Source organism: Nannocystis pusilla (genome assembly GCF_026626665.1).
Taxonomy (GTDB): Bacteria; Myxococcota_A; Polyangia; order Nannocystales; family Nannocystaceae; genus Nannocystis; species Nannocystis pusilla.
Map to the genome: position 1 here is coordinate 2,217,609 of NZ_JAPNKE010000002.1, position 19,780 is coordinate 2,237,388.

The window sequence follows — 19,780 nt, forward strand, 5'->3', positions numbered from 1 at the left end:
CTGGCGGAGGAGACAGGTGCGGTGCGGAGGACGGGCGCGGAGGTGGCGAGGCACCTGGCCGAGGAGACAGGTGCGGTGCGGAGGACGGGCGCGGATGTGGCGAGGCACCTGGCCGAGGAGACAGGTGCGGTGCGGAGGGCGGGCGTGGTGGTGGCGATTTACCTGGCTGAAGAGACAGGTGATGTGCGTGTCGGGCGGACTGTCGCAGGCGGCGAGGGTCGCCCTACGAGACCGGTGATGGGCGACGGGAGGACGCCCCACGGTACCTGGTCGAGGGGACAGGTAGTCGGAACCTGGAACGGCGAACGCGAAGAGGCACCGGGCCAGGGGCCGGGTGCCTCTTGGTCAGCCGCGCGGGCGGCTCACTTGCACACGCCGGGCTGGCCGGGGGTGCAGATGCCGAGGTTGTTGCAGGTCTTGTAGATCAGGTCCTCGGCGCAGTCGGGATCGTTGGGGTCGCAGATCGTGCAGTCGTCGCCGCAGGCCTTGTTCTCGCAGTCGTTGTAGGCCGGCTGGCAGATGCCGGGGAGCTGGTAGACGCACTGCAGGTTCTCGTCGCAGACCTTGACGGCGGCGTCCTCGATGCAGTCGGGGTCGGCGGGGTCGCAGAAGGAGCACTGATCGCAGGTGGACTTGCCGCCGCACGGGTCGTAGCCCGGGGACTCGCACAGCTCGTCGCTGACGGGGACGCACTGGCCCTTGCCGTCGCACGCCTTGATCACGGCATCTTCGGCGCAATCGGGATCGTTGGGGTCGCACTGCGTGCAGGGCTCGCCGCACGGCTTGTCCTCGCACGGGGCCCACCCGGACTCCTCGCACACCTGGGGGATGCCGACGACGCACTGCAGCGACTCGTCGCAGCTCTTGACCACCAGCGTCTCGGCGCAGTTCGGGTCGGCGGGGTCGCAGATCGTGCAGAAGTCGCACACGTCCTTGCCCGCGCACGGGTCGTAGCTCGCGGGCTCGCACAGGTCGGGGGTCTCGGGGACGCACTGGCCCTCGCCGTCGCAGGCCTTGATGACGTCGGTCTCGGCGCAGTCCTCGTCGTCGGGGGCGCACACGTTGCAACCATCGCCGCAGGCCTTGTCCGCGCACGGGTCCCAGCCGGGCTGATCTTCGCAGACGCCGGGGTTGCCGGTGACGCAGGCGCCCTTGGCGTCGCACGCCTTGATGTCCGCGGTCTCGACGCAGTCCTTGTCGTCGGGGTCGCACACGCTGCAGGCGTCGCCGCACTTCTTGCCCTCGCAGGGCTCGTAGGGGCCGAGCTCGCCGATCGGCTTGTCGATGTCGCAGGCGCCGATCAGCGCGCCGGCGGCGAGGGCGAGGGCGTACAGGGGGGTGTGGATTAGGTGAAGTCGCATGGGGTAGGTCCTCTCGGGTCGGGGGTCGCCCCGTTCATGTCCGCAAAGCGAACCAGTGGGACAACGTCGGTGGAGATTTCGCGTCGAGGTCACGGGGCGAGCCGGCGGACGTCGCGGACGCGCCGCGCGAGCGGGCTTCGTGGGTGGTCGGCGAGGAACGCGCGAGCGAGCTCGGCGCCGCGTGACGGATCATCGACGCAGCTCGCAGCGGCCTCGAGCGCCCGTCGCTCCGGCGCGAGCACCCCGCCAGGCCAGCGCCGGGCGTGTTCGCCGGCGTCGCGCGCGGCGGCCCCGGCGTCGCCCCCGGCGAGCGACTGCCAGCCGCGCGCGAGCAGCTCCTGCTCGCCGCGCAGGTCGATGGCGGGCTGAGGAGCGGCGGCATCGTCGAGGTCGCTGGCAGGCTCTGCCGTCGCCGCGTGGGAGGAGTCATCGTGGCGATCGAGCACGACGGGGTCGCGGGTCGGCGCGGCGGGCTTGGGGCGCGGTCGGACGGCCTCGGCCTCGGGCGTGGGCGCGACGGCGGGGGCGATCGAGGGCTCGCTGCGCGGGCCGGCGGGCGGCGGGGCGAGGAGGCTGGCGTCGCTCGGGGCGGCCGGCGCGGCGTGGGCCGGGCTCATGGTCGCGGCATCACCTGTCTTTTCGGCCAGGTCGGGGCCGCGGCGGGCCAGCCACAGCAAGACGGCCGCGGCGAGCGCGAGGGCGACGGCCCAGGCGGCGCCGTGGTGCCGTTTGTACATGATCGGAAGGACATGTTCTTGAGGACATGTCCCGGAGATCCGGTCGTGGACGCGCGCGCGGGCGGCCGGCGGCATGGCGCGGCTGCGGCGGTAGGTGGCCAGCAGGGCGGCGGCGCGGGGATCGAGGGCCGGGAGGTCGTCGCGGGGTTCGGTCACGGGGTCCTCGTGGTGGCGCCGCGCTGGGCGACGAAGGCGTTGAAGCGGCGGCGGGCGGTCTTGAGCCGCGCAAGCACGCGGTTGAGGTCGAGGCCCAGGGCCCGCGCGACCTCGGGGCAGGTGAGGCCCTCGATGTCGGCGAGCTCGAAGATCTCGCGGGTCTCCGGGTCAAGCTGGCCGAGGAAGCTCTCGATGACGTCGGCGGCCTCGCGGTGGGCGGCGTCTTCCTCGGGCGAGCGCGGGGGCGCGGGCGGATCGACGCGATCGATGCGCCGGGCGGCGCGGGCGTGGCCGCGGCGGTAGTTGGCCGCGACGCCGCGGCCGATGGCGTACAGCCAGCTGGTGATCGCGCCGCGGCCGTCGAACTCGCCGAGCCGGCGCTGGACGACCAGGAAGACCTCGTGGACGACGTCCTCGGCCTCGGCCGCGGGGACGCCCAGGCGCTGGACGACGCGCCACACGAAGTCGGCGTGCGTGCGATACACGTCGGCGACGGTGAGGGGCTCGGCCGGAGACCGGAGCGCGTCGAGCAGGACCCCGCTGGCGGGCATCGAACCCCTAGATGTCCACGACCGGGCCGAGTCGGACATGGTCAGCGCAGGCGAATCGCGAGCCCGAGGAAGGTGGAGAAGCCCACGACCGCGGGCCGGAACACCACGCCGGGGGCGGGTTCGAGCAAGAAGCCGGGCCGGCGCAGGCCGAACACGGCCTCGGCGCGCAAGAGCAGGCCGACGCGAGGATGGAGGGCGACCCGCAGGCCGGCGCCGACGAGCAGGCCGAGCCACAGAGAGCGAGCGGTGCGCGGGATCAGGGCGCCGACGCCCTCGCCGCTGACGCCGCCGAGCGCGAGGCCGCCGCACAGGGGTACGCGCACGCGGCCGCGCTCCCAAACGCCGCAGCCGCGCGCTGCGGCGTGGCCGTGGGCGAACTTGCCGCCGCGGCCGTCGCCGAAGTCCGCGCGCCGAAGGGCCCAGTAATGGCCGCTGAGCTCGGCCTCCCACCGCGGACCGGCGAGGGTGAGGCCGAACGCGGCAGTCGGGGCCGGCCGCGGCAAGACGCCGAGGCCGAGGCCGCCGCCAGCCCAGAGATCGAGGTGAAGGGCGCGATCGCGCGTATCCGGCGATTTCGCTGCGGGCGGGGGCGGCAGAGGCTCGGCCGGGCCTTCGGGGGCGGGCGAGGGCTGCGGGGCGGGCTCGGGCGGCGGGGTCGGCGGCGGGCTCGGCTGGGGGCTGTCCGGGTTCTGGGGGGCGCGCGCCGAATCGGGGCCAGGGGGCGGCTCGGGGACGGTGATCTCGGGGCTCGGCGGGGCGGCGGGGTCGGTGGCGCGGACGTCGATGGCGACGGCGATCAGCCAGGCGGCGGTGTCGACCGCGGCGCCGCAGGTGTCGCTGGTGAGCACGCGTTCGCTCGGGCCGTCGCCGGCGTCGAGCTGCAGCTCGAGGCGAAACCGCTGCGGGGCCTCGCGGACGACGACGACGCCGACCCGCACGGGAGTCCGGCGCTCGACCGCGAGGCCGCCGAGGGAGCGCCGGATGCCGGCGTGCAGCGCCTCGACGCCAGGACAGCCCTCCGCCACCTGCCAGGCGACGACGACCGGATCCGCGGGATCGGCCGCGCGCGCGAGCGCAGTGAGCAGAGCGGCGACGATGACCGGCATCGAACGGGGGCGGAGTGTACGCGCCGAGGCCGGCGCGGGCCAGTCGCGGCAGACCGAAGCGCGGGGCCGGCCGGACGCGGGTCAGCAGCGCACATGGCCGAGGAGACAGGTTGGCGGCGGCTCGCGCGAGGCCGGAGGTGAAGCTGTCTGCGGAGACAGGCGGCGAGGAGAGGCGCGAGGAGGCCGGGCAGGGAGGAACGATATGTCCGAAGGGACAGGATCGCAGGCGGGCGCCGAGGGTGCGGCGTTCCGTCCCGAGCGCCGGATGCAGCGCATGGAGGCTCGCAAGGAATGGCGCGAGGTGTCCTTCGGGACAGGTCGTCGGTGAGATCCCGGAGACGGCCGGCGGCTGGAGCGGGGGACGGTCCGGGCGTCGAGGTGGCCTTCGGGACATGTGACCCGTGAGGTCGCGCGGGTGCAGGGGGCCGGGCTACGCGCGCGGTGCGGCTATTCTTCGGAGCGTGGATGTCACGCGGAGCCTCCTCGAGCAGATCCTCGGCGACCTCAAGCGGCGCAAGACCTTCCGTTTCGGCGACGACGAGCGCAACCACGAGTACGACGATCTCGACGTGTTCGTCGGGGTCGACGACGCCGCGGTGGCCGGCTTCTCGCCCGCGGACGAGGGGAAGGCCGAGGCGTTCATGCTGTGGAGCCGCGCCGGGGAGCAGGCGTTCGCGGCCGACGGGGCGCTGACGCGGCCGCTGCCGATCGTCTGGGGCGGCTCGCGCAACGCGATCCAGCAGGCGTTCGCCCGTCACGGGCTGACGATCCGGATCGAGGTCGACGGCGAGCCGCGCGACGGCTACGACGAGAGCGGGACGCTGGTGCTGAGCCCGCGCTCGGCCGACGAGACGTGCGATCTGCGGCGGCTGTTGGTCGCGTTCGCCGAGCTCGCGGAGCGCGGGGTGATCGCTCTGGCGCGGGCGGGGATGACCCAGAGCGCCGGCTGGGAGAGCGTCGGCGAGCGCGAGCGCGACGCGCAGCAGACGGCGGTGTTCTGGCACGATCAGAGCCACGACGGGTTCGACGCGCTGGGCCAGATCCGCGAGCGCCTGCACCTGTACTGGCGCGGCGACGAGGGGCTGATCGCGGAGGTGCTGACGCGGGCGGGGTTCGCGGTGGAGCGGCCCTCGTCGCCGTCGGTGGCGATCGTCGTCGCCGGCGCGAAGGCGCGGCCGCCGGCGATCGAGACGTACGCGGCGGCGCTGCAGGCCAACCCCGCCGCGCCGCCGCGACGCGCTCGCAAGGCGCGGGCGCCGGCCGGGCCGTTCGCGGAGCTGCACCGCTACCGCGCGCCCGACGGCAACAAGCCGGTCGATCGCCTGGCGTTCGACGCGAGCGGGGCGGGCCTGGCAGTCGCGCAGGTGCCCGATCGCCGCGGCGGTCCGCAGCACAAGCTGTGCCGGATCGAGGTCGCTACCGGCGAGGTGACGCGGGCCTTCGCGCCGCTGTCGACGTTCTCGGCGACGTGCGGCGGCTGTGTCTTTAAATGATGGGCGGCTGGTGTACAGCTTCTATGACTTCTTGCCGGATCCGCGGCCGGGGCACGTGCAGCCGGCGGTGCGGCTCCTGGTGTGGGAGCCGGGCGGCGACGTCGTGCGCGAGCTGGGCGTCCATCCGCTGTCCCACGTCAGCAACGTGTCGCTGTCGAGCGTCGACGCGGACGAGCGGCACGTGGCGCTGGTGACCGCGACGGGCGCGGCGATCCTCGAGGCGGGGCCGCCCGGCGCGGCGACGTGGCGCGAGCTGGGGCGGGTCGGCGGCGAGGGGGCCGAAGCCTATCCGATCGCGGTGCTGTCGCCCGACGCGCGACACGTGGCCTGGACGACCGACGGGTCGGAAGATACGCGCTGCGTGGAGCGAGCCGGCGGAGCGGTGGTGTGGCGCGCCAACTTCTACCCGGGTCACCGCGGCGGCCGAAGCACGCGCAGGCTGATGTTCGACCCGCGCGGCGAGCACCTGCTGGCGCTGTGCGTGCGCAGCCTGTACGGGCCGGAGCGCGACGGCCGGGTCGAGGTGACGGAGGAGCGCCGGCTGCAGAGCTACGCGGTGACCGACGGCAGCCGCACGCACGCGGCGCTCGAGGCGGCGACGCTGGGGCTGACGTGCCTGGCGTGGCACCCGGACGGGCAGCGCGCGGCGATCGGGACGGGCGAGGGCGAGGTGGTGCTGGTGGCGTATCCGGGCGGCGAGCGGCTGGCGGGGCAGCGAGTGTTCGCCAAGGGCGGGACGACGGCGCTGGCGTTCGACCGCGAGGGGACGCGCGTGGCCGCGGGCAGCGAGAAGGGCGAGATGGCGGTGCTGGCGGTCGACGCGGGCAAGTGAGCGGGGATGCCCCCGAGGGCATGTCGTGAAGGACATGGTTTCATGGGCATGTTCTTGGGAGCATGTCCGAAGATGAAGCCGCAGGGACGAGGCGGCGATCGCCAGGCCGTGAGACCGGCGGCGTCGGCCGGTCCCGGAGGTTGCGAGGGCGCTCGGGCAGGCACGCTTCACTCGCGGGAAACGGCGTACGACGCGAGGGAGCGTGGGGGAGGTGGCAGAGCGATGCCGGCGTGCCGGGGCGCAGGCGGTTGCACAGCGCGCAATCACGGGCTGCTTCGCCGGGCTGCGGCGAGACGAGGATGCGAGCGCCGACCGCCGCTGCGGCCTTTTCCGGGTCGCCGGGCGCGCTACGAGGGCTTCCCCACCGCTGCGGCCTTTCGGGTCGACAGGCGCGCTACGAGGGCCCGCCCGCCGCTGCGGCCTTTTCCGGGTCGACGGGGCGCGCTACTGTCCGCGCCCATGATCGGCTACGTCAGTCTCGGTACCAACGACATGCAGCGGGCCTCCGCCTTCTACGACGCGCTCCTCGGCGAGATGGGGGCGAAGCGCACGCTGAACTTCGACCGATTCGTCATTTGGGGCAAGAGCGAGGCCGAGCCGGCGCTCGCAGTGTGCACGCCGTACGACGGCAAGCACGCGACGGTCGGCAACGGCGTGATGGTGGCGCTGGCCTGCGCCGAGCGAGCGGAGGTCGATCGCCTGCACGCGCGCGCTCGCCCTCGGCGGGACCGACGAGGGCGCCCCCGGCGAGCGCGGCCCGGGCTTCTACGCGGCCTACTTCCGCGACCCCGACGGCAACAAGCTCAACTTCTTCAAGATCGGCTGAGCGCGAGGCGGCGAGCGCCGCGTGAGCGTGGCGAAGCAGCCCGAAGGGACATGTCCCTTCGGGCTGGTCCATTTCCAGAGGGCAATGCGTGGAGATGGTGCGAAGGACAGGTGCTCGCGCGGCGGTGACGACGGTCGGCCGTCGCGTCACGGCGGCCATGGCGGGTGACATGAAGGGCGCCCGCTCGTCGGGCGCCCCGGGCGGTGTCTGGGCGGTCGTTTGAAACGGCCCGGAGGGCGCGGTAGCGCGCAAAGACGCGGGAGGCCTTGATCCGCGCGAGATAGAGAGGAACTGCGAGGATGGCCTCATGCAGCACAGCGGACGCAATCGAGGGTTCCGAGCGTGTGCGCGGCCATCGGCGCGGCCTGGGGATTGTGGGTGGCAGGCTGCGCGCCGGAGGACGACTGGGAGCTGACCGAGATCGGGGTCGAGCAGGAAATGGCGGAGCTCGCTGCGGAGGAGGCGTGGCAGCGCCTCGAGGCCGAGGCGGACGATGCGGAGCTCGAGGCCGAGGCGGAAGAGGTGTTCGAGCAGGAAAGGGCGGAGCTCGCGGCCGAGGCGGCGCGGGAGCGGGTCGAGGCCGAGGGGGGCGAGGAGGCCGGGCGCGCGCCGGCGGACGCGGCGCGCCGCGGGCGATGAACGCGGGGACATGTCCGATGCAGCATGTCCGAAGGACAATGCTCCATCGGACATGTCGCTCAGGGCATGTCGTTGATGGACGGGTCGCGGCCGTGGAGGGCGGCGACCTCGCGGATCTGGGCCAGCTTGGCGGCGAGGGGGGCCCAGTCGTCGCGCTCGGCGATCGGGGCCCACAGCGCCTCGACCTCGTCGATGAGCAGGGAGCACGGGCCGGGGCCGCCGTAGTAGGCGTGGGTCAGGCGCTCGGGGGCGGCCGGGAGGTGCTCGGCCCAGGCGCGGCGCACTTCGGTGAACTCGGGGTGCGCGTAGTGGGCGGCGGCCGGCCCGGCGAGGGCCCGCGCGGCGCTGGCCTCGCCGCCGTACCAGTCGAAGTAGAAGCGGTCGAGCTCGACGCGACGCGCGGCGAGGAAGGCGTAGCAGGCGTCCATGACGACGTCGTCGGCCGCGTCGCCGCGCGCGGCGAGGCCCAGGCGGTCGAGGAAGGCGCGCCGGACGGCGGCGTGGAAGGTCGGCTCGAAGGCGCCGAGGCTGTCCTCGAGGACATCCCGCCCGGCGAGCGGGAGCAGCGTCTCGGCCAGGCGCCCGAGGTTCCACAGCACCGCGCTGGGCTGGCGACCGAAGGCGTAGAAGCCGGTCTCGTCGAAGTAGGCGGCGGTGAAGCCGAGGTCGTAGGTGGGGAGGAAGCGCCAGGGGCCGTAGTCGAAGCTCTCGCCGGTGATGTTGAGGTTGTCGGTGTTGAGGACGGCGTGGACGAAGCCGGCGACGGTCCAGGCGGCGGCGGTGACGGCGGCCCGCTCGACGACGAGGCGCAGCAGCGCGGCGGTGGTGGCGGCCTTGTCGCCGCGGCGCGCGGCCGGGAAGTGGTGCTCCACGGCGTAGTCGACCAGGGCGCCGAGGCGGGCGACGTCGCGGTGGTAGGCGTGGCGCTGGAAGGTGCCGATCCGCAGGTTGGAGTGGCTGAGGCGCACGAGCACGCACGAGCGCGTGGGCGAGGGCTCGTCGCCGCGCCACAGCCGCTCGCCGGTCTCGAACACGCTGACGATCTTGCAGGTGTCGACGCCGCGGGCGGCGAGCAGCTCGGCGGCCAGGATCTCGCGCACGCCGCCCTTGAGGGTGAGGCGGCCGTCGCCGCCGCGGGCGTACGGGGTCGCGCCGCTGCCCTTGGTGCCGAGGTCGAGCAGTCGATCGTCGCCGGCGTCGCGCAGCTGGGCGAACAGGAAGCCGCGGCCGTCGCCGAGGGCGGGGTTGTAGCTGCCGAACTGATGGCCGTGGTAGCGCAGCGCGAGCGGCTCGGGCAGGTTGTCCGGGAGCGGCTCGAAGCGGGCGAAGTGAGCCTCCCACTCGGCGTCGGTCAGGGAGTCGAGGCCGATCCGCGCGGCCCAGCGATCGTCGCGGTGACGCAGGACGTGGACGGGGAACCGCGCAGGCTCGACGACGTCGGCGAAGCCGTCGCCGAGGGCGAGGTAGCGGGGATCCGGCCGATAGCGGGCGGAGGGCGGCACGGCGAGAGCTTGGCACGCAGGCCGCGGATGGGCCGGCGCCGCGGGTGTGAGGCGACGCGGCGCGCGCCGTTTTCGTGGTAGGGCTGGAGGATGGGCTACGACCTGCAGATGGTGCGCACCCCCCGGCCGCCGACGAGAAGGAGCTGCCGAACTCGAGCGGGATCGCCGGGTACTACCGCTTCAACGTGTGGGGCATGCGGATGACCGTGGGCGCGCTCGAGTGGGCCGACGCGATCCACTACGGACCGGCGCCGGAGATCCCCGAGCTCGAGCTGGACGGGCTGGAGGAGGACGGGGTGTTCGCGGCGATGGAGGCGCTCCGCGGCGAGGCGCCCGCCGACGCGCCGAACCCGTCGCAGGCCGAGCTGGCGGCGGCCCGCGCGTATCTGCAGGCGCACGAGGATGCGGTGTCGTCGTCGTCGCTGACCGACGGCCGCGTCGGGGCCTTCAAGTTCCAGAGCAACGACGGCTGGCTGGTGACGCCCGAGGAGTGCGCGGTGCTGGCCCGCAAGCTGCGCGAACACGCCGACCTGATCGCCCGCGATTACTTCCCCGACGCCGATGTCTCGCGGGAAGACGGGCACAAGTGGATCGTCGGGTTCGCCCGCTACAACGAGATCGCGGCCGAGCACGGCGGCTATCGCGTGCGCTGAGGGCGGCGGCCATGGCCGTTCAGACATGTTTTAAGTGCAATGTCCGAGCGGGCATGGTCGAACGGGCAGGTTTTGGGGGCATGTCCCTCCGGTCATGTGAAGTATATGTCTCGAGGGACATTCACGGCAGCGGCGGGAGCTCGCCGGCGGCGACGGTGAGGGCGCCGACGACGACGGCCCGGTCCTCGCGCTCCTGGAACAGGGACTCGACGCGCTCGAAGCGGACCTCCCAGGCGACAGGGTGAACGCGATCGGCGGGGTCGAGCTGGAACCGCAGGACGCGCGGCGGCTCGCCGGGATGGGGGCGATCGTCGGAGCGCTCGACGCGGATCGGCGGACCGCCGGACGACTCGAGCGCGTAGTGGCGGGCGAGGTAGGCGGTGGTCCAGGGGCGGGCTCCGGCGCCGTCTTCGGGGCGCACTGCGACTGCGAGGCGGCGGAACAGGTCGCCCGTGGGGACGGCGTGGCCGACGACTTCCGGGCGAGCCGCGACCCGCACCTCGATGCGGTCGGGGGCAGGGCGCGTGGCCTCCACGGTCAGCGCTTCGCGAAGGTAGAGGTCGTCGCGCGAGCCGATGAAGGCGTGGCTGCGGGCGCCGGCGCGGTCACGCATGTGACAGTCGTTGCAAGGAGTGGCGGCCTGCGGCGAGGCGGCGTGCTCGGCGAGGGTGCGCTGCATCGCTTCGGGGCGGGCACGCCGGCGGTCGTCGGGGAAGCCGAATTGGTGGCAGTTGGCGCAGGCGGCCGCGGTGGCGAAGCGAGGGTCGCGACGCAGCGGGTGCGGCGCGGCGACGTCGGGGCCCGGGGCGGCGAGCACGGCGTCGCCGACGACGTGGCAGCTGACGCAGCCGACCCCGATCTCGGCGGCCTGGCCGCTGGCCTCACGGCGTGGATCGGCCTCCGGGGCGTGACAGCCGCGGCAGAACGGCGCCGGCTCGTGGGCCAGGGCGCGCTGGAATTCACGCTCGGTGTAGGCGGTCTGGTGCTGCGAGCCGCGCCACTGGGCGGCCTCTGCCTGGTGGCAGGTTTCGCAGGCGTCGTTGTCGAGCCCGAGCCGGGCCCCGGCGGGGTGCGGGGCGGGGCCGGGCATGGTGGGGTCACGTGGCGCAAGGACCATGTTCGTTCGGACATGGTCGCCGAGACTGGTGCGGCCGGCGGGCGCGGCGGGGGGCGTGCCCGCGAGCGACCGGCGATAGGCGGCCGCGCCCGCGAGCGCGAGCAGCGAGAGCGCGAGGACGGCCAGAGAGCCCCGTCGAGTCATGCGGACTGCGAGCCAGCTTGGTCGAGGGGGGCGAAAAGGGCAATGCTGCCGAAGATGCGCGCGGACGGGCGCGAGGCGAACCGCTGCTTCGGCGGGGGGATGCAGGCCGGGTGAGCGCGGCTCAGGCGTCGGCGAGGCCGACCATCTCGAGCCAGCGGGCGGTGAGCATGCGGGCGTGGGCGTAGGGGTTGAGGCCGTAGCAGCCGAACGAGAAGCCGTCGTTGACCTCGACCAGGGCGGTGCTGCCGTCGGCGAGCACGCCGAAGTCGATGACGTACGCGGCGGGCGCGTCGGTGTACGCTGCGACCGCGGCGCGGACGACCTCGGGATCGGGGAGCGCAGCGGATCGCCGTGGTAGTGGCCGACGCCGAGGATCTCGCCCGCGTGGACGAAGTAGCGCCATTCGGCCACGAAGTCGACCACGTCCGACAGCCACACCGGCGTGTCCGGCTCCTCGTGGGCCCAGCCGGCCGTACGCAGCAGGTCGCGGTAGACGGCGAGGACGTGGCCGGTGAACTCCTTGTGGCCGGTGACGGGCTTGATGAAGACGGGCGGGTCGAAGCGATCGTCGCGGCACAGGGCGTGCGCCTCGCGGATCGTGGCCGGTCGCACGCGCCGGCGCAGGAACGACGCGAGCGCCGGCGGGTAGTCGATGTTGATCGGGTCGGGGGCGCCGAGCTGGGCGAGGGCGGTGCGGACGGTGAGGATCCCGCCGATCACCGCGGTGTCGCGCTCGAGCGCGAGCCGGCCCTCGTAGAGGTCGGACCACACGAACGACTCGGCCCACACGCCCATCTTGGTGAAGCCGTACCAGGCGTTGTAGACGTTCTTGTTGATGAACTCGCCGCTGGAAGGGTCGCGCTGGACGTAGATCTTGGCGAGCATGGCCGGGCGACGGTGCCACAAGTCGGCGCCGGCGGGTGAGGGAGACATGTCCGATGGGACATGTCGGAGCCGCGGTCGGCAGCCCGCGTGGGAGCGCGCGCGCGTGCGGGCGGTGCTCGGGCAGGCGGCAGATCGGCTACCCTGGCGCGATGCGTCACCGCTACTACGGCAAGATCGCGGGGCCCGGCGAGCCGCTCGGGCTGGTCCCCGGCGGGCCATGGGTCGCGCTCGAGAAGATCCACGGGGCGCAGATGCAGATCGCGGTCGCCGGCGAGCAGGTCCGCTTCGGCAAGCGCAAGGCGTGGCTCGCCGACGACGACCCGTTCTTCGGCTGGCAGCTGGTGCGGGCCGGGCTGAGCGAGACGGCGCAGGCGGCGGCCCGGCGCCTGGGCGCGCCGCTGGTGGTGTTCTACGGCGAGCTGTTCGGCGGCGGCTATCCGCACCCCGAGGTGGCGCCGGTGCCGGGGCTGCAGCCGGTGCAGACGGGGATCTGGTACGCGCCGGAGCTGCGCTGGGCGGCATTCGACGCGCTGGTGGCCGCCGGCGAGGACGACGAGGGCGAGCTGCTGGGGTGGAGCGAGCTGGCGGAGCTGGCCCGAGAGACAGGGATGCTGGTGCCGCCGGTGGTGCGCGTGGGGCCGCGGCCGCACGTGGAGGCGGCGCCGACGCGGGCGCCGACGCGCGTGCCGGGGCTGCTCGGGCTGCCGGCGCTGGCCGACAACTTCGCCGAGGGGCTGGTGGTCCGCCCCGACGCGCGCGCGACCGGGCACGCGGCCGACGTACAAGCGCAAGATCGCCGAGTTCGACGAGCAGCGGTTCCAGGACAGCGAGGCGTGGGACCCGTCGCAGCGGCCCGACCGCGCGGCCCTGGTGGCCTGGGCGGAGCGGCTGACGAACCCGGCCCGGGTGGCCAGCGCGGCGTCGAAGTGGGGCCGCCACGACCGTCAGGCGATCGTCGACGAGGTCGAGCTCGACGTGCTCATCGACCTGACGGCGGCGTTCCCCGCGGCCCTGCAGGCGCCCGACGAGGCCGACGAGGCGGCCATCCGCGCGGTGGTGCGGGCGGCGGCGGAGCGGCTGCTCTGAGGGCCTGGTCGAGAGGACATGCCGAAGAGGGCATGTTCTATCGAGCATGCTTGAAAGGAAATGTCGAAGCGGACATGTCCTTTCGGGAATGTCGTGAGACGACGGAGGGCCCTGCGGAGCCCCGCGCGGGCGGGCGCGAGCGGTCCGCGGGTCAGCGGGGTTCGCGGCGCGGGGCGTCGAGGTGGACGTGGGCGCCGTCGCCGTCGCCGCGCAGCTCGATGACCTGGTCGGCGCGGTGCTGGGTGAGCAGCGCGGTGAGGTCGACGCCGAGCTTGTGGAGGTTGGCGAGGTGGCGGTTCTCCTCGTCGTGGCGGGCGCGCTCGTCGGCGAGGGCGCGCTCCTGGTCGAGGCGCCGCTGGGTCCGCTGGAAGTCGCTGCGGGCGCCGTCGGCCTCGAGCTCGGCGGCCCGCCGCGACTTCTGCAGGGCCAGCGCGTGGGCCTGCTCGGCGGCGCCGTCGGCCCGCTGCCGCTCGCCGCGGACGAGCTGGCGCTCGAGCTTGAAGTCCTCGAGCTCCTGGGCCTGCTGCTGCGTGGCGCGCTCGAGCTGCAGGCGGGTGCGCGACTCGATCGCCTGATCGAGCATCTGCTGCAGCGAGGGCGGGGCGTCGAAGCCGCGGTAGACGACCTTGCCGATCCGGTAGCCGCACTGGGCGGCGCGCGCGGTCAGCTGGCGATAGGTGGCGAGGTCGCCGAGCTGGTCGGTGTGGAGCTTGAAGGAGGCGAGGTCGTTGCGGCCGAGGAAGTCGACGACGTCGCTGGTGGCGGCGTTGACGAAGTCGCCGATCGGGTCGTGGGTGGTGGCCAGCATGAGCTCGATGTCGACGAGCTCGAAGAAGATCATGAGCCGCACGGTGATGACGGCGTCGTCGGCGGTCCGCACGTCCTCGACGTCGTGGTACATCTGGTCGGGCATCAGCCACAGCTTCTGGAACACCAGGGCGTTCGGCACCTTGCGGTAACCGGCGCCGGTGGAGCCGTGCCACGAGAAGGTGTGCAGCCATTCGCCGGGCTGGGCGACGAACACCGCCGGGCCCTGCAGGACGCGCCGCGTGACCTCGCCGCTGTCGGTGCGCGCGTAGATGACGACGGCCTCCTTGGCGGCCAGCTGCAGGCCCTCCTCGCGGGTGACGGAGAGGTGCTTGCGCGGATCGAGCCAGACGTGGGCGGGGCCGACGAGGTGCTCCTGCCGGCCGTCACGGTAGCGCACGACCAAAAACTCGCCGGGGTGGGCGACGAAGTGGTCCATGCGCCGGAAGGTGCGGCCGAAGGTGGAGACGCGCCTGGGCCCGACGAGCTCCTCCATCGTGCCGTCCTTGTGGATCATCAGGACGTGCTCGCCGTCTTCGATGGTGTACGAGAACATGCCGGGTCTCCTGGTCGGACGGGTGTGATCGCGGCCGTCGTCGGCGGGCCGCGCGGGGCGGACGAGCCGGGCGTCCGTCAGGCGCTGGTGCAGCGGCTCGGCGGCCGGGGCGTCGTCGGCGAGGCTCTGGGACGGCAGGACGGACTGCGCGGCGCTGCTCATGCGCATGCGCAAAGCGGCCACGTTCGGGGGCGGGGCGGCGGCCTCCTGCAGCGCTCCGGCCTGCTTGTTGTAGACGTAGCGCTTGGGCTCGTTGTCCACGGCGCGGTCGACGATAGCATCGATGCTCGCGCGGCTGACGGCCGAAATCGCGCGATTCGCCGCCAACGCATCCCACGCGAGTCGGCAGGTCGGGTGCACGCGCGCGCGGCTGCGGGACTGCGCGAGGTCGGCAGGCGAAAGCTGTGGACGCGACGGCGGGCGCGGGCCAGGCTCGCGTGCACTCCGTCGTCGATGACCGCCGCAGCCCAGGTGTCACGCATCGCAGCCCCGTTCTCGTCGACCTGGCGCGGGTTGATGCGGAGCGCCGGGGTGGTCGCGCTCGCGGGCTGCTTCTACAACCCGTCGGGGTCGGTGCAGACGAGCGAGGTGTCGACGACGGCGAGCACGACGACGGGGACGTCGCTGTCCGGCGAGGTGACGAGCGTCGAGCCGACGAGCACGGCGACGACGAATACGACGACGACGAGCAGCGAGCCGACGAGTACGGCGACGACCACCTCCACGAGCGATACGACGAGCACGACCGAAGGGCCCGGTCATCGGCCGGAGATGTGCGATCCGCGTCATCCGGGCGACCCGGCGTGCGGGGAGCTGTACTGCGTGGCGTTTGATACGTGCAATTGGTGCACCGCGTTCACGGGGGACACCACGTGCAGCGACGTCGACGCGGCGACGCCGGTGTGCGATCCGGAGTCGGGCAAGTGCGTGGAATGTACCGCGGAGGACGCGTCGGCCTGCGCGGGCGAGACGCCCGTGTGCGACCCGGAGAGCCGGAAGTGCGTGGGCTGCAGCGAGCATTCGCAGTGCCCGAACACGGCGTGCGACATCGAGACCGGGGCGTGCTTCCCCGACGAGCCGGGCGCGATCGTGTTCGTCGAGAACAAGCCGGGCGGCTGCGGGGTGGCGCCCGCGGGCACGGAGGACGATCCGTTCTGCAGCCTCGCCGAGGCGGCAGAAGCGCTGCAAGAGAGCCAGCCGACGACGATCAAGGTGAAGCCCGGGATGCCGCAGATGACGCCGCTGGCGCTGCCGATCGGCGACTACGTGGTGGCGGTGCGGGCCGCGGACGAGCAGGTGCCCGAGCTCGAGGGCAGCGCGAACGCGGGGCCGATGATCGACGTGAACAGCGAGAATCGCGTGTACCTGTGGCGGCTGTGGATCCACCGCTCGGGCGGCGATTCGCTGATCCGCTGCGCGCCGCAATTGCCGGGGCTGCCGGGCACGCTGCACGTGCACGATGTCCGGCTGTACGGCGACGGGAGCGCGGCGACGGGGTTGCAGACCGACGATTGCGCGGTCCGGCTGGCGCGGTCGCGGGTGTGGCAGTGCAGCGGCGGCGGGATCGAGGCGACGGGCGGGTCGCTGCGGATCGAGAGCAGCTCGCTCGTGGCCAACGGGTCCCCTGCGTCGGCGTTCGGGGCGCTGAGCCTCGCCTCCCCGGAGGAGGTGGTGATCCGCTATTCGTCGTTCGTCGATCACCCGGCGACGACGACGTCGTCGACGTTCCATTGCGGAGGGCCGGCGCCGTCCGGAGGTGTTCGGCTGCGCAATTCGCTGGTCCTGAACCTGGAGCCGCTGGAGTCGCTCGACTGCCTCGGCTGGATCGAGGCGACGAACAGTTCGGTGGTGGAGGCGTCGTCCGGCAACGAGCTGGCGATCCACAAGGACGCAGCGCTGGGCCCGCTGGAGGACGCCGTCTATCCGCCCAAGGTCGACGGCGATCTGGCCGGCGTGGCGATGTGGGGCGAGGGCGACCCGCAGCTCGATGTCGACCTGACGCCCATCCCGGTCGAAGCGCCGAGCTACGCGGGCTGCGACCAGCCGCAGCCCTGAAGCGAGCGCGCCAGTGTCGGCGGCGGGCCGATCAATTGCGGCGAGGCGCGTGACCCGGGTCATCCGCGGTCCGTGACGGATTTTCGAAGCGTGGGAACGGCCGCAATTGATCGGGGCGCGACGATCACCTGTCTTGCGAACCCTCTCGGCCGGAGCGAGCCGTGGAGCATCGTGCGAGCGCGTCTGCTTCGTCGGCCTGTGTATCGATATCGACGGCCGTGACGCGGCGCCGAACCAACGCCCCGGGAAAAATGCGGGAATTGACCGGGAGCGATGAACCTCGAAGGTTTTGAACATTGCGAACGCGGATCCGCCGGTGGTCGGCGGTTGGGTCGTTGGAGCGAGCGTTGCCCGACACTCGCACGTCCCACGTGTGGCGCGGTCCAGGACCGTCTTGCCCGAGACGGTCCTGGGCCGCGGCGCCCGTTCGGCGATCCGCACGGGGGCGGTGTGTTGGGGCTGGCGCAGGGGACGGGCTCGTACGCGTGAGGCGGGGGCGGCGAGGCTGGCTCGCGGCGTGGCGTGCAGGCCACAAGGCGCGTCCGCGCGGCGGGCCGCCCAGCCGCGAGCGCGGTCGTGGTTTTCGCGGTCATGGCGGGTCCTGGGCTCTCGAACGATGTTCGACGAGCGGGACGCGGCGCGCGGGCGCTTGAATTTTCGCCGATCGATTCCATAGACCCTGCGAACGGGCGTCGACGATTGCGCGTCCGGGAGGGCTCGCCGATGCACGACGCGGACAGCACCCAGACAGACAGATTCCGCGAGGCGGTGGCGGCGATCGCCGGCGGGGACCTCGATCGGCTCGCGGCGCTGCTCGACGCCGACCCGGGGCTGGTCGCGGTGCGCTGCCGCGTCGGCGAATGCTACGAGACGGGGTATTTCGCGGGGGCGACGCTGCTGCACCACGTGGCGGGCAACCCCGATCGCGGGCCGCTGCCGGACAACATCGCCGCGTGTACGTGGCTGCTGCTCGATCGCGGCAGCGCGGCGTGGGCGGCCCAGGCGACGCTCGAGCTGGTGCTGACCAGTCGTCGCGCCTCCGAGTCCGGCGCCGCGCCGGCGTTGATCGATCTGCTGATCGCGGGCGGAGCCCGGCTCGACCTCGCCGATCCCGACCTGCTGTCGAAGCCGCTGCTGAACCTGGCGCCGGCGACCGCGGAGAAGCTGGTGGGCCGGGGTGCGCGGATCGATGTCCGTCATGCGGCGGCGCTCGGGCGCATCGAGACGCTGACGCGGCTGCTCAGCCCGGAGCTCGACCGCGAGGTGCTGGCCGAGGCGCTGGCCTACGCGTGCATCCGCGAGCAATTCCTGGCGGCGGCGCTGCTGCTCGGCTGCGGGGCGGAAGGGGACCGACTGGTGCGCCCGGGCGGGCAGCCGCCGCGCACGCCGCTGCACGAGGCGGCCTGGCGCGGGCACGTGGGGGTGGTCGAGCGCTTGCTGGCCCACGGGGCCGATCCGGAGGTGCGAGACGGGCGCTGGGGCGGGACGGCCGCCGACTGGGCGGAGCACGGCGGCCACCCGGAGCTGGCCGTCGGCTGCGCCGGGCTTCGTGAGGGTCGACCGGGGTGCTCGGTTCCATCGGAACGAGCGACGAGGTCGCGGCTCGCGGGAGATCGAGGATGTATAAAAGAACATGTCCGATGTACCATGGCGGAATCGACATGTTTGAATGAGCATGTTCCATGGGCCATGGTGGGCGTGACGGGCCGGGGCCGGCGCGTGGACGCGGGGTCTGCGGGAGGGCCCGGCTTGGCGCGGGATCGGTCGGCTCGGCCCCGTCGACGGGTACTCCGGGCGCGTCCGAGGGCGACGCGGGCCGATCCGGGGGCGCACGCGCTCGCGCGCTCGCGCGGCGAGTGCTAACCTCGCATCCTCATGGCTCGCGCCGTCAGTCTCCTGTTGCCCGTCCTGCTCCTCGGATGCGCCCAGTCAGGTGCCACGCAGGCGCCGCCGGTGTCGCTGGACGCGACGAGCGGACCGGTGTCGCGGCCGAAGCCAGTCACGGCGCCGAGCGACCGCGACGGGGATCGCGTGCCCGATGCCGCCGACGCCTGCCCGGATCAGGCCGGCGGGCCCCGCGACGGCTGCCCGGTGGTCGACCGCGACGGGGACGGGATCTCCGACCGCTTCGACAAGTGCCCCGACGTGCCCGAAGTCCGCGACGGCCGGGCGGACGGCGACGGCTGCCCGGCGCAGAGCCAGTGAGGGGAGCGGGTCGCGGCGACGCGGCGCGCGGGCTGTTCGGCAGACGCTGTTGGCCTCTACGAGTGCTCCGACGGGGCGGAAGTACGCGACGGCCGACTGCGACGCGCAGGGCGCAGGGCGCGTCGATCGCGGCGATGCAGCGCGGGCGGGCTGTTCGCCAGATGCGTCGCTGTCCTGAAGGACACGTCGTGCCTGGCCGCGCCCGGCGGGTCCGAAGCGCGAGGACTCCGGTGATTCGGAGCGAGCACCGAGCCGCTGGACCGGGGCCTGCGCCGAAGCGCGAGAACACCGGTGATCGGGCGCGCATCGAGCGGCTGGCCCGAAGACCTGAGGTGGCGCGCGGCGCCCGGTGGCCGGCTCGCGGGCGACGAGGTCAGTCGGAGTCGCCGGCCGCGCTGTCGCAGGAGGGGTTGTCGTCGACGTCCCACTCGCCGTCGTCGGCGCTCTGCTCGCACGTCCGCGAGCCGTCGCAGCCGCCGCCGCACGGGAAGCCGTCCGGCTCGTCATGCAGCTCGCCGGCCTCGAGCCAGCGACGGGTCGGGCCGTCATCCGACGGGTGCTCGGCCAGACAACAACCGCCCGCGAGCGCGGCGCTCGCCAGGATCCACGTCGACCATCCTTCGCGCTGCATTCACACGTCTCCCTACTTCCTCCGAGGATGCAGGACGCGTCGAGCTCGACCAGTCAAGTGGCCATCAATTCACCCTGTGAGCGCGGTGCTCGCGGCGCCGGCCCGCGGCGCGCGGGGCGGCTCGATGGTTCGAGATGTCTCGAGGGACATGTCCGAAGGGGCGGCACACCCGGCGGGGCGAACGGCGCCATCGAGGGCACGAGGGCGGTGAACGTCCGGGCGAGGGCGGCGAACTCCCGGTCGATCAGACCTCGCCGGGACGATCCGGCAAGATGGGTCGAGCCTCGTGAATGTGTCCGAAGAGACATGTGGCGGAGACGGTGCCGTGACGGACCTGGGGCTGATTTTCGCGGAACCTCGTGGGGGTCGGGCCCGGTCGTTCTGCGGTCAGAAGGGGCTGTCCGGGCGGGGCGGAGATCCGCGGCGTGGAGGTCGGGG

The 19,780-nt window shown here is 73.3% G+C and carries 17 protein-coding genes and 3 pseudogenes; 10 read left to right on the forward strand and 10 right to left on the reverse strand.

Annotated elements, in window-relative coordinates:
* Positions 1-362: 362 nt before the first annotated feature.
* From OV079_RS09675 to OV079_RS09690, 4 genes are all read right to left on the reverse strand, one after another.
* Entirely contained in the window at positions 363-1,361 is a 999-nt protein-coding gene (locus tag OV079_RS09675) for a hypothetical protein (protein WP_267767685.1), read from the reverse strand.
* An 89-nt stretch (positions 1,362-1,450) separates the two neighbouring features.
* Positions 1,451-2,254 carry a hypothetical protein gene (locus OV079_RS09680; protein WP_267767687.1) on the reverse strand — a complete coding sequence of 268 codons (804 nt, stop codon included), beginning with the start codon at positions 2,252-2,254 and terminating at the stop codon, positions 1,451-1,453.
* Positions 2,251-2,805, reverse strand: a complete 555-nt coding sequence (locus tag OV079_RS09685; protein ID WP_267767689.1) for an RNA polymerase sigma factor — start codon at positions 2,803-2,805, stop codon at positions 2,251-2,253. Before OV079_RS09685 ends, OV079_RS09680 begins: the two co-directional genes overlap by 4 nt.
* Positions 2,806-2,846: 41 nt before the next feature.
* The gene (locus OV079_RS09690) at positions 2,847-3,911 is read right to left on the reverse strand and encodes a hypothetical protein (protein WP_267767691.1); all 1,065 of its coding nucleotides are present in this window, start codon (positions 3,909-3,911) and stop codon (positions 2,847-2,849) included.
* Between the two features lie 461 nt (positions 3,912-4,372).
* On the opposite strand from OV079_RS09690, the gene OV079_RS09695 reads away from it, so the two are divergent.
* The 4 genes and pseudogenes from OV079_RS09695 to OV079_RS09710 all read left to right on the forward strand — a co-directional run bounded on the left by OV079_RS09695 (position 4,373) and on the right by OV079_RS09710 (position 7,701).
* On the forward strand, positions 4,373-5,404 hold the full coding sequence (locus OV079_RS09695) for a DUF6891 domain-containing protein (protein WP_267767692.1): 1,032 nt from the start codon (positions 4,373-4,375) through the stop codon (positions 5,402-5,404).
* A gap of 10 nt (positions 5,405-5,414) precedes the next feature.
* The gene (locus OV079_RS09700) at positions 5,415-6,236 is read left to right on the forward strand and encodes a WD40 repeat domain-containing protein (RefSeq protein WP_267767693.1); all 822 of its coding nucleotides are present in this window, start codon (positions 5,415-5,417) and stop codon (positions 6,234-6,236) included.
* 459 nt (positions 6,237-6,695) lie between these two features.
* Positions 6,696-7,062, forward strand: a pseudogene (locus tag OV079_RS09705) (VOC family protein).
* A 342-nt stretch (positions 7,063-7,404) separates the two neighbouring features.
* The gene (locus tag OV079_RS09710) at positions 7,405-7,701 is read left to right on the forward strand and encodes a hypothetical protein (protein WP_267767696.1); all 297 of its coding nucleotides are present in this window, start codon (positions 7,405-7,407) and stop codon (positions 7,699-7,701) included.
* 59 nt (positions 7,702-7,760) lie between these two features.
* Here the strand turns inward: OV079_RS09710 and OV079_RS09715 are convergent, their stop codons facing one another.
* Positions 7,761-9,203, reverse strand: coding sequence for a protein adenylyltransferase SelO family protein (locus OV079_RS09715; protein ID WP_267767698.1), 1,443 nt, complete (start codon positions 9,201-9,203; stop codon positions 7,761-7,763).
* Between the two features lie 74 nt (positions 9,204-9,277).
* Here OV079_RS09715 and OV079_RS09720 point away from each other — a divergent pair, with 74 nt between their 5' ends.
* Positions 9,278-9,856, forward strand: coding sequence for a hypothetical protein (locus tag OV079_RS09720; protein ID WP_267767700.1), 579 nt, complete (start codon positions 9,278-9,280; stop codon positions 9,854-9,856).
* Positions 9,857-9,977: 121 nt separating this feature from the next.
* Here the strand turns inward: OV079_RS09720 and OV079_RS57530 are convergent, their stop codons facing one another.
* The 3 genes and pseudogenes from OV079_RS57530 to OV079_RS09730 form a co-directional block, all read right to left on the reverse strand.
* Positions 9,978-11,117, reverse strand: a complete 1,140-nt coding sequence (locus OV079_RS57530; RefSeq protein ID WP_420829398.1) for a multiheme c-type cytochrome — start codon at positions 11,115-11,117, stop codon at positions 9,978-9,980.
* Between the two features lie 121 nt (positions 11,118-11,238).
* Positions 11,239-12,221, reverse strand: a pseudogene (locus OV079_RS57535) (ATP-grasp domain-containing protein).
* A complete protein-coding gene (locus OV079_RS09730) occupies positions 12,166-12,294 on the reverse strand; it encodes a hypothetical protein (RefSeq protein ID WP_267767703.1) in 129 nt (42 codons plus the stop codon). The pseudogene OV079_RS57535 and the gene OV079_RS09730 overlap by 56 nt, the downstream one beginning before the upstream one ends.
* Between OV079_RS09730 and OV079_RS57540 the strand changes: the two are divergent.
* A pseudogene (locus OV079_RS57540) lies at positions 12,254-12,700 on the forward strand (RNA ligase family protein); the annotation flags it as partial. The gene OV079_RS09730 and the pseudogene OV079_RS57540 sit on opposite strands and share 41 nt — an antisense overlap.
* 172 nt (positions 12,701-12,872) lie before the next feature.
* Positions 12,873-13,088, forward strand: a complete 216-nt coding sequence (locus tag OV079_RS09740; protein ID WP_267767707.1) for a hypothetical protein — start codon at positions 12,873-12,875, stop codon at positions 13,086-13,088.
* Positions 13,089-13,239: 151 nt separating this feature from the next.
* Here OV079_RS09740 and OV079_RS09745 read toward each other — a convergent pair whose 3' ends face one another.
* On the reverse strand, positions 13,240-14,712 hold the full coding sequence (locus OV079_RS09745) for an SPFH domain-containing protein (RefSeq protein ID WP_267767708.1): 1,473 nt from the start codon (positions 14,710-14,712) through the stop codon (positions 13,240-13,242).
* Between the two features lie 192 nt (positions 14,713-14,904).
* Here OV079_RS09745 and OV079_RS09750 point away from each other — a divergent pair, with 192 nt between their 5' ends.
* The 3 genes from OV079_RS09750 to OV079_RS09760 all read left to right on the forward strand — a co-directional run bounded on the left by OV079_RS09750 (position 14,905) and on the right by OV079_RS09760 (position 18,711).
* Entirely contained in the window at positions 14,905-16,506 is a 1,602-nt protein-coding gene (locus tag OV079_RS09750; protein ID WP_267767709.1) for a hypothetical protein, read from the forward strand.
* A gap of 723 nt (positions 16,507-17,229) precedes the next feature.
* Positions 17,230-18,369, forward strand: a complete 1,140-nt coding sequence (locus OV079_RS09755) for an ankyrin repeat domain-containing protein (protein WP_267767710.1) — start codon at positions 17,230-17,232, stop codon at positions 18,367-18,369.
* 12 nt (positions 18,370-18,381) lie between these two features.
* On the forward strand, positions 18,382-18,711 hold the full coding sequence (locus OV079_RS09760; RefSeq protein ID WP_267707164.1) for a thrombospondin type 3 repeat-containing protein: 330 nt from the start codon (positions 18,382-18,384) through the stop codon (positions 18,709-18,711).
* Positions 18,712-19,084: 373 nt separating this feature from the next.
* On the opposite strand, the gene OV079_RS09765 is transcribed toward OV079_RS09760, so the two are convergent.
* Positions 19,085-19,342 (reverse strand): hypothetical protein, encoded by a 258-nt coding sequence (locus OV079_RS09765; RefSeq protein ID WP_267767712.1) that lies wholly within the window; start codon positions 19,340-19,342, stop codon positions 19,085-19,087.
* Positions 19,343-19,780: the final 438 nt, after the last annotated feature.

Excerpts from the sequence above, each read along its gene's own strand:
- OV079_RS09690 (WP_267767691.1), bottom strand. The coding sequence starts at position 3,911 with ATGCCGGTCATCGTCGCCGCTCTGCTCACTGCGCTCGCGCGCGCGGCC.
- OV079_RS09755 (WP_267767710.1), top strand. The coding sequence starts at position 17,230 with ATGCACGACGCGGACAGCACCCAGACAGACAGATTCCGCGAGGCGGTG.
- OV079_RS09675 (WP_267767685.1), bottom strand. The coding sequence starts at position 1,361 with ATGCGACTTCACCTAATCCACACCCCCCTGTACGCCCTCGCCCTCGCC.
- OV079_RS57530 (WP_420829398.1), bottom strand. The coding sequence starts at position 11,117 with ATGACTCGACGGGGCTCTCTGGCCGTCCTCGCGCTCTCGCTGCTCGCG.
- OV079_RS09750 (WP_267767709.1), top strand. The coding sequence starts at position 14,905 with ATGACCGCCGCAGCCCAGGTGTCACGCATCGCAGCCCCGTTCTCGTCG.
- OV079_RS09760 (WP_267707164.1), top strand. The coding sequence starts at position 18,382 with ATGGCTCGCGCCGTCAGTCTCCTGTTGCCCGTCCTGCTCCTCGGATGC.
- OV079_RS09765 (WP_267767712.1), bottom strand. The coding sequence starts at position 19,342 with ATGCAGCGCGAAGGATGGTCGACGTGGATCCTGGCGAGCGCCGCGCTC.
- OV079_RS09685 (WP_267767689.1), bottom strand. The coding sequence starts at position 2,805 with ATGCCCGCCAGCGGGGTCCTGCTCGACGCGCTCCGGTCTCCGGCCGAG.